This is a genomic window from Enterobacter cloacae complex sp. P42RS, from assembly GCF_014930595.1.
In the GTDB taxonomy this organism is placed as follows: domain Bacteria; phylum Pseudomonadota; class Gammaproteobacteria; order Enterobacterales; family Enterobacteriaceae; genus Enterobacter; species Enterobacter bugandensis.
Genome location: NZ_JADBRK010000006.1, coordinates 194,691 through 207,478, shown reverse-complemented (window position 1 = coordinate 207,478; position 12,788 = coordinate 194,691). Strand labels below are relative to the sequence as shown.

Genomic DNA, 12,788 nt, shown 5'->3' with positions numbered 1-12,788 from the left:
TTATAAACGTTCAGAGAAGGGAAAATAACCGCTGTAATAAAACAACAGTTTGCCATTTATAGTGGTACTGTTTTTCATAAATCTGTCATAAATCTGACGCATAATGGCGCCGCATTACAAACTTGTAACTTAAATAAGATAAGACAGGGCAAAGTATGGCGAGACGTATTCTGGTCGTAGAAGATGAAGCTCCAATTCGTGAAATGGTGTGCTTCGTGCTCGAACAAAATGGCTTCCAGCCGGTTGAAGCGGAAGATTATGACAGCGCGGTGAACCAGCTGAATGAACCCTGGCCCGATCTGATTCTGCTTGACTGGATGTTGCCCGGCGGCTCCGGACTGCAGTTTATCAAACATCTGAAGCGTGAAGCGCTGACCCGCGACATCCCGGTGGTGATGCTCACGGCGCGCGGAGAGGAAGAGGATCGCGTGCGCGGTCTGGAGACCGGCGCGGACGATTACATTACCAAGCCTTTCTCCCCGAAAGAGCTGGTTGCCCGCATTAAGGCCGTCATGCGCCGTATTTCCCCGATGGCGGTCGAAGAGGTGATCGAGATGCAGGGCCTCAGCCTTGACCCAACGTCACACCGCGTGATGACCGGCGAAAATCCCCTCGACATGGGGCCTACCGAATTTAAACTCCTGCACTTCTTTATGACCCATCCGGAACGCGTTTACAGCCGCGAGCAGTTGCTGAATAACGTCTGGGGAACTAACGTGTATGTCGAAGACCGGACGGTTGACGTACATATTCGCCGCCTGCGAAAAGCGCTGGAACTGAGCGGCCACGATCGCATGGTACAGACGGTCCGCGGTACGGGTTATCGTTTCTCGACCCGTTTCTGAACAATGACAGGAGTGTGACGCGTGCTGGAACGTCTGTCATGGAAAAGGCTCGTCTTTGAACTGATCTTATGCTGTATTCCGGCCCTTCTTCTGGGGGCCTTACTTGGACATCTGCCGTGGTTTCTGCTGGTGGCGGTCACCGGGCTCTTAGCCTGGCATTTCTGGAACCTGCTGCGTCTCTCCTGGTGGCTGTGGGTGGACCGCAGTATGACCCCGCCGCCGGGAAGCGGCAGCTGGGAGCCGCTGCTGTACGGCCTGCACCAGATGCAGATGCGTAATAAAAAGCGTCGCCGCGAGCTGGGAAGCCTGATCAAACGCTTTCGCAGCGGCGCAGAGTCGCTGCCGGATGCGGTGATCCTGACGACAGAAGAAGGAACTATTTTCTGGTGTAACGGGCTTGCGCAACAGCTGCTGGGCCTGCGCTGGCCGGACGACAATGGTCAGAACATCCTTAACCTTCTGCGTTATCCCGAGTTCACGCTGTATCTGAAAAAGCGTGATTTCACCCGTCCCCACAATCTGAAGCTGAATAACGGTCGCCATCTGGAAATCCGCGTGATGCCCTACAGCGATCGCCAGTGGCTGATGGTGGCGCGCGACGTCACCCAGATGCACCAGTTGGAAGGGGCGCGTCGTAACTTCTTCGCCAACGTCAGCCACGAACTACGCACCCCGTTGACCGTGCTGCAGGGCTACCTGGAGATGATGCAGGAGCAAACCCTGGAAGGCGCGCCGCGTGAAAAAGCGCTGCATACGATGCGCGAGCAAACGCACCGTATGGAAGGGCTGGTGAAGCAGTTGCTGACGCTGTCAAAGATTGAAGCGGCGCCTTCTCTTGCGCTGAATGACACCATTGATGTGCCAATGATGCTGCGCGTCGTCGAGCGTGAAGCGCAGACGTTAAGCCATAAAAAACATCAGCTGACCTTTGACGTCGACAACACGCTGAAGGTGCTGGGCAGCGAGGATGAACTGCGTAGCGCCATCTCCAACCTGGTGTACAACGCGGTAAACCATACGCCGGAAGGAACGGATATCTTGGTGCGCTGGCAGCATACGCCGGCAGGCGCCGAGTTTAGCGTTGAGGATAACGGGCCGGGGATCGCCCCGGAGCATATTCCGCGCCTGACCGAGCGCTTCTACCGGGTGGATAAAGCGCGATCGCGGCAGACGGGGGGGAGCGGCCTGGGGCTGGCGATTGTGAAACACGCGGTGAATCACCATGAAAGCCGTCTTGATATCCAGAGTACCCTGGGTAAGGGAACCCGCTTTAGTTTCGTTATCCCGGAACGATTAATTGCCAAAAAGAGCGCCTGACGGCAGGCGTGTCATTTTACCTTTCCATGGGTCAGCCATCGCTGGCCCGTTTGCTTTGCAGTCAAGCGAAACGCGTGTGAATTTTATACGGCCGGCTGTTTTTTGTTCGCATGATTAGCCATGGGTTTTTCCTATAATTAGCGCATTGTTCTGGTGCGCGTTTTCATACTGGCATATTGTTCTGGTTTTGCGATCCCTCCTTGCCTTTAAACGTTATAAGCGTTTAAATTGCCCCCCAGATACTGTCAGACCGACTGTATTTGCGTGGTAAATCGAAAAACTATTCTTCTCCACGCCAGGACGGGAGCATTTCCCGCTAAAATTGAGCAAATTTTCGGCTGTATCGTCCCGTCAGGGACAGCGAAAATCTCAATGTTTTCAACACCACATCCACAGGCAGTAAGGTTTTATGACCCATCACTTAAAATCGCGTGACATCATCGCGCTGGGCTTTATGACATTTGCGCTGTTCGTTGGCGCAGGCAACATCATTTTCCCTCCAATGGTTGGCTTACAGGCGGGTGAACACGTCTGGACAGCCGCGTTCGGTTTCCTGATTACTGCCGTGGGCCTGCCGGTACTGACCGTTATCGCACTGGCGAAAGTCGGTGGCGGCGTGGATAGCCTCAGCACCCCGATTGGCAAAGTGGCTGGCGTTCTGCTGGCTACCGTCTGCTATCTGGCCGTTGGTCCGCTGTTTGCCACCCCGCGTACCGCGACCGTTTCCTTCGAAGTGGGCATCGCCCCGCTGACCGGCGACGGCGCGATGCCGCTGTTCATCTACAGCCTGATTTATTTCGCCATCGTGATTCTGGTTTCCCTCTATCCGGGCAAGCTGCTGGACACGGTAGGTAACTTCCTGGCGCCGCTGAAAATTGTAGCGCTGATCGTGCTGGCCGTGGCGGCCATCATCTGGCCAGCCGGCCCGATTAGCGACGCGATGGATGCCTATAAAAACGCCGCGTTCTCTAACGGCTTTGTGAACGGCTACCTGACGATGGATACGCTGGGCGCGATGGTGTTTGGTATCGTTATCGTTAACGCCGCGCGTTCCCGCGGCGTGACCGAAGCGCGTTTGCTGACCCGTTATACCATCTGGGCTGGCCTGATGGCCGGTGTGGGCCTGACGCTGCTGTATCTGGCGCTGTTCCGCCTGGGCTCTGACAGCGCGATGCTGGTTGATCAGAACGCGAACGGTGCGGCTATCCTGCACGCTTACGTTCAGCACACCTTCGGTGGGGCGGGCAGCATGCTGCTGGCGGCGCTGATCTTCCTGGCGTGTCTGGTAACCGCGGTTGGCCTGACCTGCGCCTGCGCAGAGTTCTTTGCGCAGTATCTGCCGCTCTCTTACCGTACCCTGGTGTTTATCCTCGGTATCTTCTCGATGGCGGTGTCTAACCTCGGTCTGAGCCACCTGATTCAGGTCTCTATTCCGGTGCTGACGGCGATCTATCCGCCGTGCATCGTGCTGGTGGTGCTGAGCTTCACCCGTCCGTGGTGGCATAACTCCTCACGAATTATTGCGCCAGCCATGTTTATCAGCCTGATTTTTGGTATCCTTGACGGGATTAAAGCATCAGCGTTCGCTGAAATTCTGCCAGCCTGGACACAGCGTCTGCCGCTGTCCGAGCAGGGCCTGGCCTGGCTGATGCCTACCGTTGTTGCACTGGTTCTGGCGGTTATCTGGGACCGTGCTGCAGGGCGTCAGGTCACATCGAACGCTCATTAATCAACGGCAACAAACTGTTTAACCACGGGGCTTAAGGCCCCGTGGTTTTTTGTTTTTTTCGTGTTGAATGGCAAGATTTAAATGGAAAGCACTAACAAACTTAAACGTGGATTGAGCACGCGCCACATCCGCTTTATGGCGCTGGGCTCTGCTATTGGCACCGGTCTTTTTTATGGCTCGGCAGATGCCATCAAAATGGCCGGTCCAAGCGTGCTGCTGGCCTATATCATCGGCGGCGTGGCGGCGTATATCATCATGCGCGCCCTCGGCGAAATGTCGGTTCACAACCCGTCTGCCAGCTCCTTCTCCCGCTACGCGCAGGAAAACCTCGGCCCGCTGGCCGGGTTTATCACCGGCTGGACCTACTGCTTCGAAATTTTGATTGTGGCGATTGCCGACGTAACCGCATTCGGCATCTACATGGGCGTCTGGTTCCCGGCGGTGCCGCACTGGATCTGGGTGCTGAGCGTGGTGTTGCTCATTTGCGCCGTCAATCTGATGAGCGTGAAGGTGTTCGGCGAGCTGGAGTTCTGGTTCTCCTTCTTCAAGGTCGCGACCATCATCATCATGATTGTGGCGGGTTTCGGGATCATCATCTGGGGGATTGGCAACGGCGGCCAGCCGACCGGCATCCATAACCTCTGGAGCAACGGCGGCTTCTTCAGCAACGGCTGGCTCGGGATGGTGATGTCGCTACAGATGGTCATGTTCGCCTACGGCGGCATCGAGATTATCGGCATCACCGCCGGGGAAGCGAAAGAGCCGGAGAAATCCATTCCCCGCGCCATCAACTCGGTACCGATGCGTATTCTGGTGTTCTACGTGGGTACGCTGTTCGTGATTATGTCCATCTACCCGTGGAACCAGGTAGGCACTAACGGTAGCCCGTTTGTCCTGACCTTCCAGCATATGGGCATTGCCTTTGCTGCCAGCATTCTGAACTTTGTGGTGCTGACCGCGTCGCTTTCGGCCATCAACAGTGACGTCTTTGGCGTGGGCCGCATGCTGCACGGCATGGCAGAGCAGGGCAGCGCGCCGAAGGTGTTCGCCAAAACTTCCCGCCGCGGCACGCCGTGGGTGACGGTGGTGGTGATGACCGTAGCGCTGCTGTTCTCGGTTTACCTGAACTACATCATGCCGGAGAACGTCTTCCTGGTGATTGCGTCCCTGGCGACCTTCGCGACCGTGTGGGTGTGGATCATGATCCTGCTGTCGCAGATTGCCTTCCGCCGCCGTCTGTCGCCGGATGAGGCGAAAGCGCTGAAGTTTAAGGTGCCGGGCGGGGTGGCGACGACCGTGGTCGGGCTGATCTTCCTGGTGTTTATCATTGGCCTGATTGGCTACCATCCGGATACCCGCATTTCCCTGTACGTGGGCTGTGCGTGGATCGTTCTGCTGCTGATCGGCTGGGTGTTTAAGTGCCGCCGTGACCGTCAACTGGCAGAAGCACAGTAATATTTTTATCCCCCCTCCCTCCCGGGAGAGGGGATTTTTGCCTCCTCCCCCGGCCGCCGCCCCCAATAAATCTCGTCATGGTGAGCTATCCTTAACCACCCTGTGGCAAGGTGACGTCAATTTCATCAGAGGGGATTCGTGATGTTAAACGCCTGGCACCTTCCGGTTGCCCCATTTGTTAAGCAAAACAAAGACAACCTTGTGATTACGCTCTGGCTGGCGGGTGAAAATCAGCCGGAACGCGTGACGCTCCGCGCCGAAATTGATAACGAAGAGACCGGGCTAAAAATGCACAAGCTGCGCAGCCAGCCGCAGCCGGGGATTACGGCGTGGCGGGCGAATATCGATTTGCGCACCGGGCAGCCGCGCCGTCGCTATAGCTTTAAGCTTTTATGGAACAACCGTCAGCTGTGGTTTACCCCGCAGGGGTTTAGCCGTTTCCCACCGGCCCGGCTGGAGCAGTTCGCCGTCGATTACCCAGATAACGGCCCGCAGTGGGTTAACGATCAGGTCTTTTATCAGATTTTCCCGGACCGCTTTGCGCGCAGCGAAAAACGCACCGCCGGCCAGGACAAGGTCTATTACCATCATGCCGCGGGTCACGACATCATCCTGAAAAAATGGGATGAACCGGTGACGGCGCAGGCGGGCGGCTCGACGTTCTACGGCGGCGATCTCGACGGCATCAGCGAAAAGCTGCCGTACCTGAAAAAACTCGGCGTGACGGCGCTGTACCTTAACCCGGTGTTTAAAGCCCCGAGCGTACATAAATACGATACCGAAGATTATCGTCACGTTGACGCGCAGTTTGGCGGTGACGAGGCGCTGCTGCGCCTGCGTGAGAATACGCAAAAGGAGGGGATGCGCTTGATCCTGGACGGCGTGTTCAACCACAGCGGCGATTCGCACGCGTGGTTTGACCGGCATAACCAGTCGATGGGCGGAGCATGCCATAATCCGGATTCGCCGCAGCGCGACTGGTACAGCTTTAACGAGGAGGGGCGCGCGCTGGACTGGCTGGGCTACCCGAGCCTGCCGAAGCTGGACTTCCAGTCCCCGTCTCTGGTGAACGAGATTTACGGCGGTGATGACAGCATCGTGCGTCACTGGCTGAAGGCGCCGTGGAATATGGACGGCTGGCGTCTGGACGTGGTGCATATGCTTGGTGAAGCGGGCGGGGCGCGAAATAACCTTCAGCACGTGGCCGGGATCGCGCGTTCGGCGAAAGCGGCCAAGCCGGAGGCGTTTGTCTTTGGCGAACACTTTGGCGACGCGCGCCAGTGGCTGCAAAACGATGCCGAAGATGCGGCGATGAACTATCGCGGCTTTACCTTCCCGCTGTGGGGATTCCTGGCTAACACCGATATCTCCTACGATCCGAACCATATCGACGCCGAAACCTGCGCCGCGTGGATGGATAACTATCGCGCTGGCCTGTCGCATCAGCAGCAGCTGCGGATGTTTAACCAGCTCGATAGCCACGACACCGCGCGCTTTAAATCCCTGCTCGGCAAGGATGTGGCGCGTCTGCCGCTGGCGGTCACCTGGCTCTTCACCTGGCCGGGCGTACCGTGCATTTACTACGGAGACGAAGTGGGGCTGGACGGCAACAACGATCCGTTCTGCCGCAAAACCTTCCCGTGGGAGGCAGAGAGACAGGATAAGGTGCTGTTCAGCCTGTATCAGCGGCTGGCGAAGCTGCGCAAACAGAGTCTCGCCCTGCGCTACGGCGGCTGTCAGGTGGCGTACGCCCACGATAACGTGGTGGTCTTTGTCCGCGTCTATAATCAGCAGCGCGTGCTGGTGGCGATTAACCGGGGCGAGGCCTGCGAGGTGGTGCTGGATGATTCGCCGCTGCTTAAGGTGGCGACGTGGACGAACAAAGAGGGTAAGGCGACGATACAGGATGGCGTGCTGGCGCTGCCTGCGGTATCCGCGACGGTCTGGCTCGGCAGCTAATGCGCTAAAGTTTCCCCTTTTAAGATGGCGCAAATGCAACTATTTGTGTCAATCTTAACGGATCGTTTACGGTGAAGGTGGAAACATGGACGAGCTTTACATCCTTGGCTGTTTATTCCTGGTTTTTGCGCTGCTGGTTGCGCCCGTGCTTGCGGTTATCGGGTTTAATCGAAGCACGGCGGCGCAGCAGGAGATCGCCCGGCTACGCCAGCGCATTGAGGTGCTTGAGCAGCGCGGTGCAGCTCAGGTAGCGCCGGAGACAGAACAGGTGCAAGCGGTCACTCCGGCTGTCGTGACCGCACCGGTGGCTGAGGACGCGCCCGCGCCTGTCGATCCCTGGCGTCCCGACATTCCTACAGCCGAGGCAAAACCCGCTCCGGCCCCTGCGCCTGCGGCTAAACAGCCTTCTGCCTTTGGTGGCATTGTGACGTCGCTGACGCGCTGGTTTATGCAGGGTAATCCCCTGGCGAAGCTTGGCATTCTGCTGCTCTTCCTCGGCCTCTCTTTCCTGCTGCGCTATACCGTTGAACACTCCCTGTTCCCGCTTGAGCTACGCCTGGTGGCGACGGCGCTGTTTGCCATCGTGCTGCTGGCGGTTGGGTGGCGGCTGCGGCACAAGCAGCCGATCTACGCGCTTATCTTACAGGGCGGGGCGACGGGCATTCTCTATCTGACGGTCTTCGGCGCCTTCCGGCTCTGGCAGATGCTGCCGATGACGCTGGCCTTTGCGCTACTGGTGGTGATTTGCGCCGCGAGCGTTGGGCTGGCCGTGCTGCAGAAAGCGCTGAGCCTTGCCATGCTGGCGAGCCTCGGCGGGTATCTTGCGCCGCTGCTGCTATCTACCGGGGGCGGCAACTTTGTGGCGCTGTTTTCCTTCTATCTCCTGCTTTCCATCGGCATTCTCGCCATCAGTATCTGGCAGCACTGGCGCGAGCTCAACCTGCTCGGGCTGCTCTTTACCTTTGGCGTGGGCGGCCTGTGGGGTCTAAGTAAGTACCAGCCTGAAGACTATTGGATCTGCCAGCTGTTCCTGATTGCCAATACGCTGATATTCGGCGTGCTGAGCGTGGCGCTGTCGCTGCGGGCGCAGGAGAAAGGAAAGCAGATTATTGACGGCGTGCTGCTGTTTGCCCCGCCGCTGATAGGCTTTGGGATGCAGTACGGTATGACCCGGCACTGGGAATATGGTCCGGCCCTGAGCGCTTTGGGATACGGCGCATTTTATCTGGCCCTCGCTTTCCTTGCGCTGCGCCGCTATCCGTCCATCGGGCGACCGCTGGTGATGGCGGCGCTGGCGATCGGCGGCGGGTTTGCCACGCTTGCGATTCCGCTCGCGCTCTCCGCGCGGTGGACGGCGATGGCCTGGGCGCTGGAGGGGCTAGGCATCCTCTGGCTGGGCGTGCAGCAGCACCAGCGGCGCATGAGCTATAGCGGGACGGCGCTGCTGGTGCTGGCGCTCGGCAGCGCGCTGTGGGCGCAGATGAATGGCGTTGCGCCGCTGAGCCTGCTGCTTATCTTCGCCATCCTTAGCCTTTGCTGGCTGGCTGCGGCCTGGCTGTGGCGGAACCTCTTTCTGCCGGTTAGCTGGGCGCTGCTGGCAGGCGGGCTGCTGTTCTGGCTCGTGGCGCTATTTGGCGCGTCGCGGCTGGTGTTGAAGCAGGAACTGCCTGTTCTGGCGGGCGTGCTGGCGCTGACGGCGGCGTCGGCCTGGGGCTGGCGGCAGGCTGCCGCTCGTCTGGCGTGGCGGGAGCTGGATGCCAGCAAATGGCTGCTGTGGCCGCTGATGCTGGTGATGGTGGGCTATCAGCTCTCGCACCAGCAGATGTTTGCCGCCGGCTGGTCAAATCTGGCCTGGGGTATTGCGCTTCCCGCCGCGCTGATGCTGCTGCGGCGCGACGGCGCCCGTTTAGCGCCGCGCATCTCTATGGGGCTGCATCTGGCGCTGTTCTGGATGATATTACTGGCGTTGGCGGCGGAGCTTTACTGGTTTGCCCGGTCGCTGCCGTGGGGCATGGCGGCCTGGGGCAGCGGGCTGGCGATGGCCGCAGGCGGCGGGGTGATTATGGCGCTCTCTGCGGCGGTGCGCCGTCGCGGGTGGCCGTTCCGGGAGTGGCCCGCGCTCTACGCGTGCATAGCACCGATCCCCGTGCTCGTGGCGCTGCTGGTATTGCTGGTGGTAACCAATTTCCAGGACGGCGTGGTTTATCGTCAGACCTGGCTGCCGCTGGTGAACCCGCTTGAAGAAGGCGCGGCGTTTGCGCTGCTGGGGCTGGTGGTCTTTTACCGGGCGGTGGATCGCTACTACCCGACGCAGCTCTTGCAGGCCCGTCCGTGGCCTGCCGTCGCGATTATGGCGTTTGGCTTCTGGTGGCTTAACGGTGCGCTGATGCGCGCTCTGGCCTGGTACGGCGACGTGGCCTGGAATATGGCGTCGCTGTGGGATTCGCGGCTGATCCAGACCACGTTTGCCCTGTTCTGGATGCTGAGCTCGCTGGTGATCATGGTCCACGCCACCCGTAGGGTTTCCCGTCAGGAGTGGCTTGGCGGTGCCGCGCTGCTGGGCGTGGTGATGGTTAAACTGATGCTGGTGGACAGCGCGGGTGGAGGCGGTCTGTCGCGTGCGGTGGCGTTTATCGGCGTGGCAATACTGGTGCTGATCGTGGGGTATTTCTCGCCGCTACCGCCCAAAACAGGAGATGAAAAATGAAATGGATGAAAGCGGTAGCTTGTACCGCTCTGCTGGCGCTTGCAGGCCCGGCGTTCTGCGACGAGGTACAAACGGAATCGCCCCGGGACTATGCCTTTGGCCGCTCGCTGGATACGTCTGCTCCTTCCCAGTGGTATCGGGTGACGCTGCCGCTCGCCGTCTATACGCAGAGCACGTCGCCGGATCTGCATGACGTTCGCGTCTTTAACCAGTCGGGCGAGCCGGTTCCTTTCAGCCTGGTCACCGCGACGCGTCCGCAGGTGGCAGCGCAATCCACGGCGCTGCGCCTCTTTCCTCTGGACGCCTCACCGCTTGCGCCTGCGCGTGGGGATGAGGGCAGCGATAAGATCCTGCTCCGTTCCGGAAACGGCGTAGAGATTGTGCTGGAGGGGCAAAAAGCCGCCGCAGCCGGGCAGCATTATCTGCTGACCCTGCCGGAGCAGGCTACGGGTGAGATTGCCCTGTCCCAGCTGCAGCTGCTCTGGAATACCCCGCAGGCGCCGTGGCAGGGAACGGCGTCGGTCTACTACAGCGAGGATCTTAAGCGCTGGTATACCCTGCTCGAGGATATGCCGCTGCTGGACGTGATGAGCGGGCAGGATCGTCTTAAGCTCGATCGGATCGATACCGATATCGTTTTGTCTCCCGATACGAATCGCTATCTCCTGGTCGTGCTGAATGCTCAGAGCCAGGGGGTGACCTTAACCGGCGTTAACGCGATTAGCGCTCCTGCGCGGGCGACGCCGGACGCGATCGATCTTGAGGGGGTAGGGGAGCAGCTATCGACAAGCGAAGCGCAGTGGCACTGGGCGCGGCCGCAGCCGCTGAGTGCTATCAGCATTTTACTGAATGGCGACGGCGTTCTTCCCGTGGAGATAGCGTGGCGGAGTACGGAAAAAGACACATGGCACCCCCTGAAAAAAGAGGTGCTTTACCGTCTGGAGGGCAAAACGTCTCCACCGGTTTCGCTTAGCGGAGGCCTGGTGCAGGCGGTGAAAATCACGACGCTGAATGCGCGCCTGCCGGAATACCTGCCGGGCGTCACCGGGCATCGTGACCGCTATGATCTGGTGTTCAACGCGCAGGGAAAAGCGCCTTACGTGCTTGCCTGGGGCAATGGCGCTGCAAAGCCTGCCAGCGTGGAGCTGGACATGCTGATCCCAGCCGATCTGCGCAAAACCTATGATATGGAGCACCTGCCGCAGGCCGACATTCTGGATGATGTCGCGTTAGGCGGCGAGGGGCGTCTGACCGCTACCTCTGCGTCCGAGCGGGAGAGCCGGATGAACGCGCTGCTGGTGTGGGGCGTGCTAATTGCGGGCGTAATTCTGCTGGCGGGAATGGCCTGGCGCATCTGGCGAGAGACGCAGCGTAAAGCATAAAAAAAGGCCCGCATAAGCGGGCCTTCTTCGTAAACCGTGCCGATTACAGGCTGGATACGTTCTCAGACAGATATTTAGCAACGCCGTCCGGGGAAGCAGCCATACCTTCTTTACCTTTTTCCCACTGAGCCGGGCACACTTCGCCGTGCTCTTCGTGGAACTGCAGCGCGTCAACCATGCGCAGCATTTCGTCGATGTTACGACCCAGCGGCAGATCGTTCACAACCTGGTGACGAACGATGCCGTTTGCGTCGATGAGGAAGGAACCGCGCAGCGCAACGCCAGCGTCCGGATGTTCGATACCGTAAGCCTGCTGGATTTCGCGTTTGATGTCCGCAACCATTGCGTATTTCACCGCACCGATGCCGCCGTTTTCGACAGGGGTGTTACGCCATGCGTTGTGTACAAATTCAGAGTCAAAGGAGACGCCAACCACTTCCACGCCACGCTTCTGGAATTCTTCATAACGTTTGTCGAACGCGATCAGCTCAGACGGGCAAACGAAAGTGAAGTCCATTGGCCAGAAGAACAGAACGGTCGCTTTACCGTTGGTGTGCTGTTTGAAGTTGAAGTTTTCAACGATTTCACCGTTGCCCAGAACTGCTGCAGCTGTAAAATCCGGAGCCGGACGAGTTACCAGAACCATATGATTCTCCTGTAGATACTAAGGTTATTTGGAACGCAACGCGAGCCAGTATAGAGAGTGTTCGTGGATAAGACAAAGAGGTGGTGACAATCGTTCCGCCAGCTTTTACCTATCAATGATCGTGCTGTCAGAGCTGCTTGTTTTTCGCCTGCGCCATCATGCGCGGATAAAACTGCCAGAATTGGCTCTCCAGCGCATCGTAATGCTCATCCAGGTCGTACCAGGAGTCGCGCAGCGCATCCAGCCGCGGGCGACGGCTCGCCATGCCATTCAAGACATTCTGGATAAAGTCCATCTCGCGATAGCGCTCCAGCCAGCGTTCCGACCACAGGTAGTTATTCAGATTCACAAAGCGCGGCGGCGAATCGGGCAGAATGATCGACACCTGCTGGTGGGCATAGCGCACAAACGCCGGCAATGGCATCTCCGGCGAGAGCTGTTCCCAGTGGCGAGACAGGAAGTGGTCCCACATCACGTCGAGCGTGATCGGCGCAACGCGGCGCGTTTCAGGGCGAAACCACGCTTTCGCTTCCGTCACCTCGGGCAGATTATCAGTGATGACATCAATGCGGCGGTGCATAAAAATCCCGTCGACAACCTCGGGAGAATACGCTTCAGCGGGGTTGCCGCGCACGAAATCGGCCAGCAAATTGCCGGAAAGGGAGCTGTCAGCGAGGTGAGCGAGATGCAGGTGAGCGAGAAAATTCATGCGTTTTATTTGTCCAGTGGCGGCTAGTTGTTGCAGCAA

General features: G+C 58.7%; 9 protein-coding genes. 7 read left to right on the top strand and 2 right to left on the bottom strand.

Annotated features, from left to right (window positions below; translation table 11 throughout):
- Window positions 1–155 precede the first annotated feature (155 nt).
- The 7 genes from phoB (at window position 156) to IM314_RS10955 (ending at window position 11,394) form a co-directional block, all read left to right on the top strand.
- A complete protein-coding gene (gene phoB / locus IM314_RS10985; protein ID WP_008503265.1) occupies window positions 156–845 on the top strand; it encodes a phosphate response regulator transcription factor PhoB in 690 nt (229 codons plus the stop codon).
- Window positions 846–866: 21 nt separating this feature from the next.
- Complete coding sequence (gene phoR / locus IM314_RS10980) at window positions 867–2,162, top strand: phosphate regulon sensor histidine kinase PhoR (RefSeq protein WP_193358864.1); 1,296 nt, start codon at window positions 867–869, stop codon at window positions 2,160–2,162.
- Window positions 2,163–2,571: 409 nt separating this feature from the next.
- The gene (brnQ, locus tag IM314_RS10975) at window positions 2,572–3,891 is read left to right on the top strand and encodes a branched-chain amino acid transporter carrier protein BrnQ (protein WP_028012134.1); all 1,320 of its coding nucleotides are present in this window, start codon (window positions 2,572–2,574) and stop codon (window positions 3,889–3,891) included.
- Between the two features lie 81 nt (window positions 3,892–3,972).
- A complete protein-coding gene (gene proY, locus IM314_RS10970) occupies window positions 3,973–5,346 on the top strand; it encodes a proline-specific permease ProY (RefSeq protein WP_193358865.1) in 1,374 nt (457 codons plus the stop codon).
- A gap of 141 nt (window positions 5,347–5,487) precedes the next feature.
- Window positions 5,488–7,305 carry a maltodextrin glucosidase gene (gene malZ, locus IM314_RS10965; RefSeq protein WP_193358866.1) on the top strand — a complete coding sequence of 606 codons (1,818 nt, stop codon included), beginning with the start codon at window positions 5,488–5,490 and terminating at the stop codon, window positions 7,303–7,305.
- Window positions 7,306–7,390: 85 nt separating this feature from the next.
- Complete coding sequence (locus tag IM314_RS10960) at window positions 7,391–10,012, top strand: DUF2339 domain-containing protein (protein WP_193358867.1); 2,622 nt, start codon at window positions 7,391–7,393, stop codon at window positions 10,010–10,012.
- Window positions 10,009–11,394: a DUF3999 domain-containing protein gene (locus tag IM314_RS10955; RefSeq protein ID WP_193358868.1), complete on the top strand. Its 1,386-nt coding sequence runs from the start codon at window positions 10,009–10,011 to the stop codon at window positions 11,392–11,394. The genes IM314_RS10960 and IM314_RS10955 overlap by 4 nt, the downstream gene beginning before the upstream one ends.
- Window positions 11,395–11,437: 43 nt before the next feature.
- Here IM314_RS10955 and IM314_RS10950 read toward each other — a convergent pair whose 3' ends face one another.
- The gene (locus IM314_RS10950; RefSeq protein ID WP_003859113.1) at window positions 11,438–12,040 is read right to left on the bottom strand and encodes a peroxiredoxin C; all 603 of its coding nucleotides are present in this window, start codon (window positions 12,038–12,040) and stop codon (window positions 11,438–11,440) included.
- Between the two features lie 127 nt (window positions 12,041–12,167).
- Window positions 12,168–12,749 carry an ACP phosphodiesterase gene (gene acpH / locus IM314_RS10945; RefSeq protein ID WP_041911095.1) on the bottom strand — a complete coding sequence of 194 codons (582 nt, stop codon included), beginning with the start codon at window positions 12,747–12,749 and terminating at the stop codon, window positions 12,168–12,170.
- Between the last annotated feature and the right edge of the window lie 39 nt (window positions 12,750–12,788).

Excerpts from the sequence above, each read along its gene's own strand:
- IM314_RS10960 (WP_193358867.1), top strand. The coding sequence starts at position 7,391 with ATGGACGAGCTTTACATCCTTGGCTGTTTATTCCTGGTTTTTGCGCTG.
- brnQ (WP_028012134.1), top strand. The coding sequence starts at position 2,572 with ATGACCCATCACTTAAAATCGCGTGACATCATCGCGCTGGGCTTTATG.
- phoB (WP_008503265.1), top strand. The coding sequence starts at position 156 with ATGGCGAGACGTATTCTGGTCGTAGAAGATGAAGCTCCAATTCGTGAA.
- proY (WP_193358865.1), top strand. The coding sequence starts at position 3,973 with ATGGAAAGCACTAACAAACTTAAACGTGGATTGAGCACGCGCCACATC.
- malZ (WP_193358866.1), top strand. The coding sequence starts at position 5,488 with ATGTTAAACGCCTGGCACCTTCCGGTTGCCCCATTTGTTAAGCAAAAC.
- IM314_RS10950 (WP_003859113.1), bottom strand. The coding sequence starts at position 12,040 with ATGGTTCTGGTAACTCGTCCGGCTCCGGATTTTACAGCTGCAGCAGTT.
- IM314_RS10955 (WP_193358868.1), top strand. The coding sequence starts at position 10,009 with ATGAAATGGATGAAAGCGGTAGCTTGTACCGCTCTGCTGGCGCTTGCA.
- acpH (WP_041911095.1), bottom strand. The coding sequence starts at position 12,749 with ATGAATTTTCTCGCTCACCTGCATCTCGCTCACCTCGCTGACAGCTCC.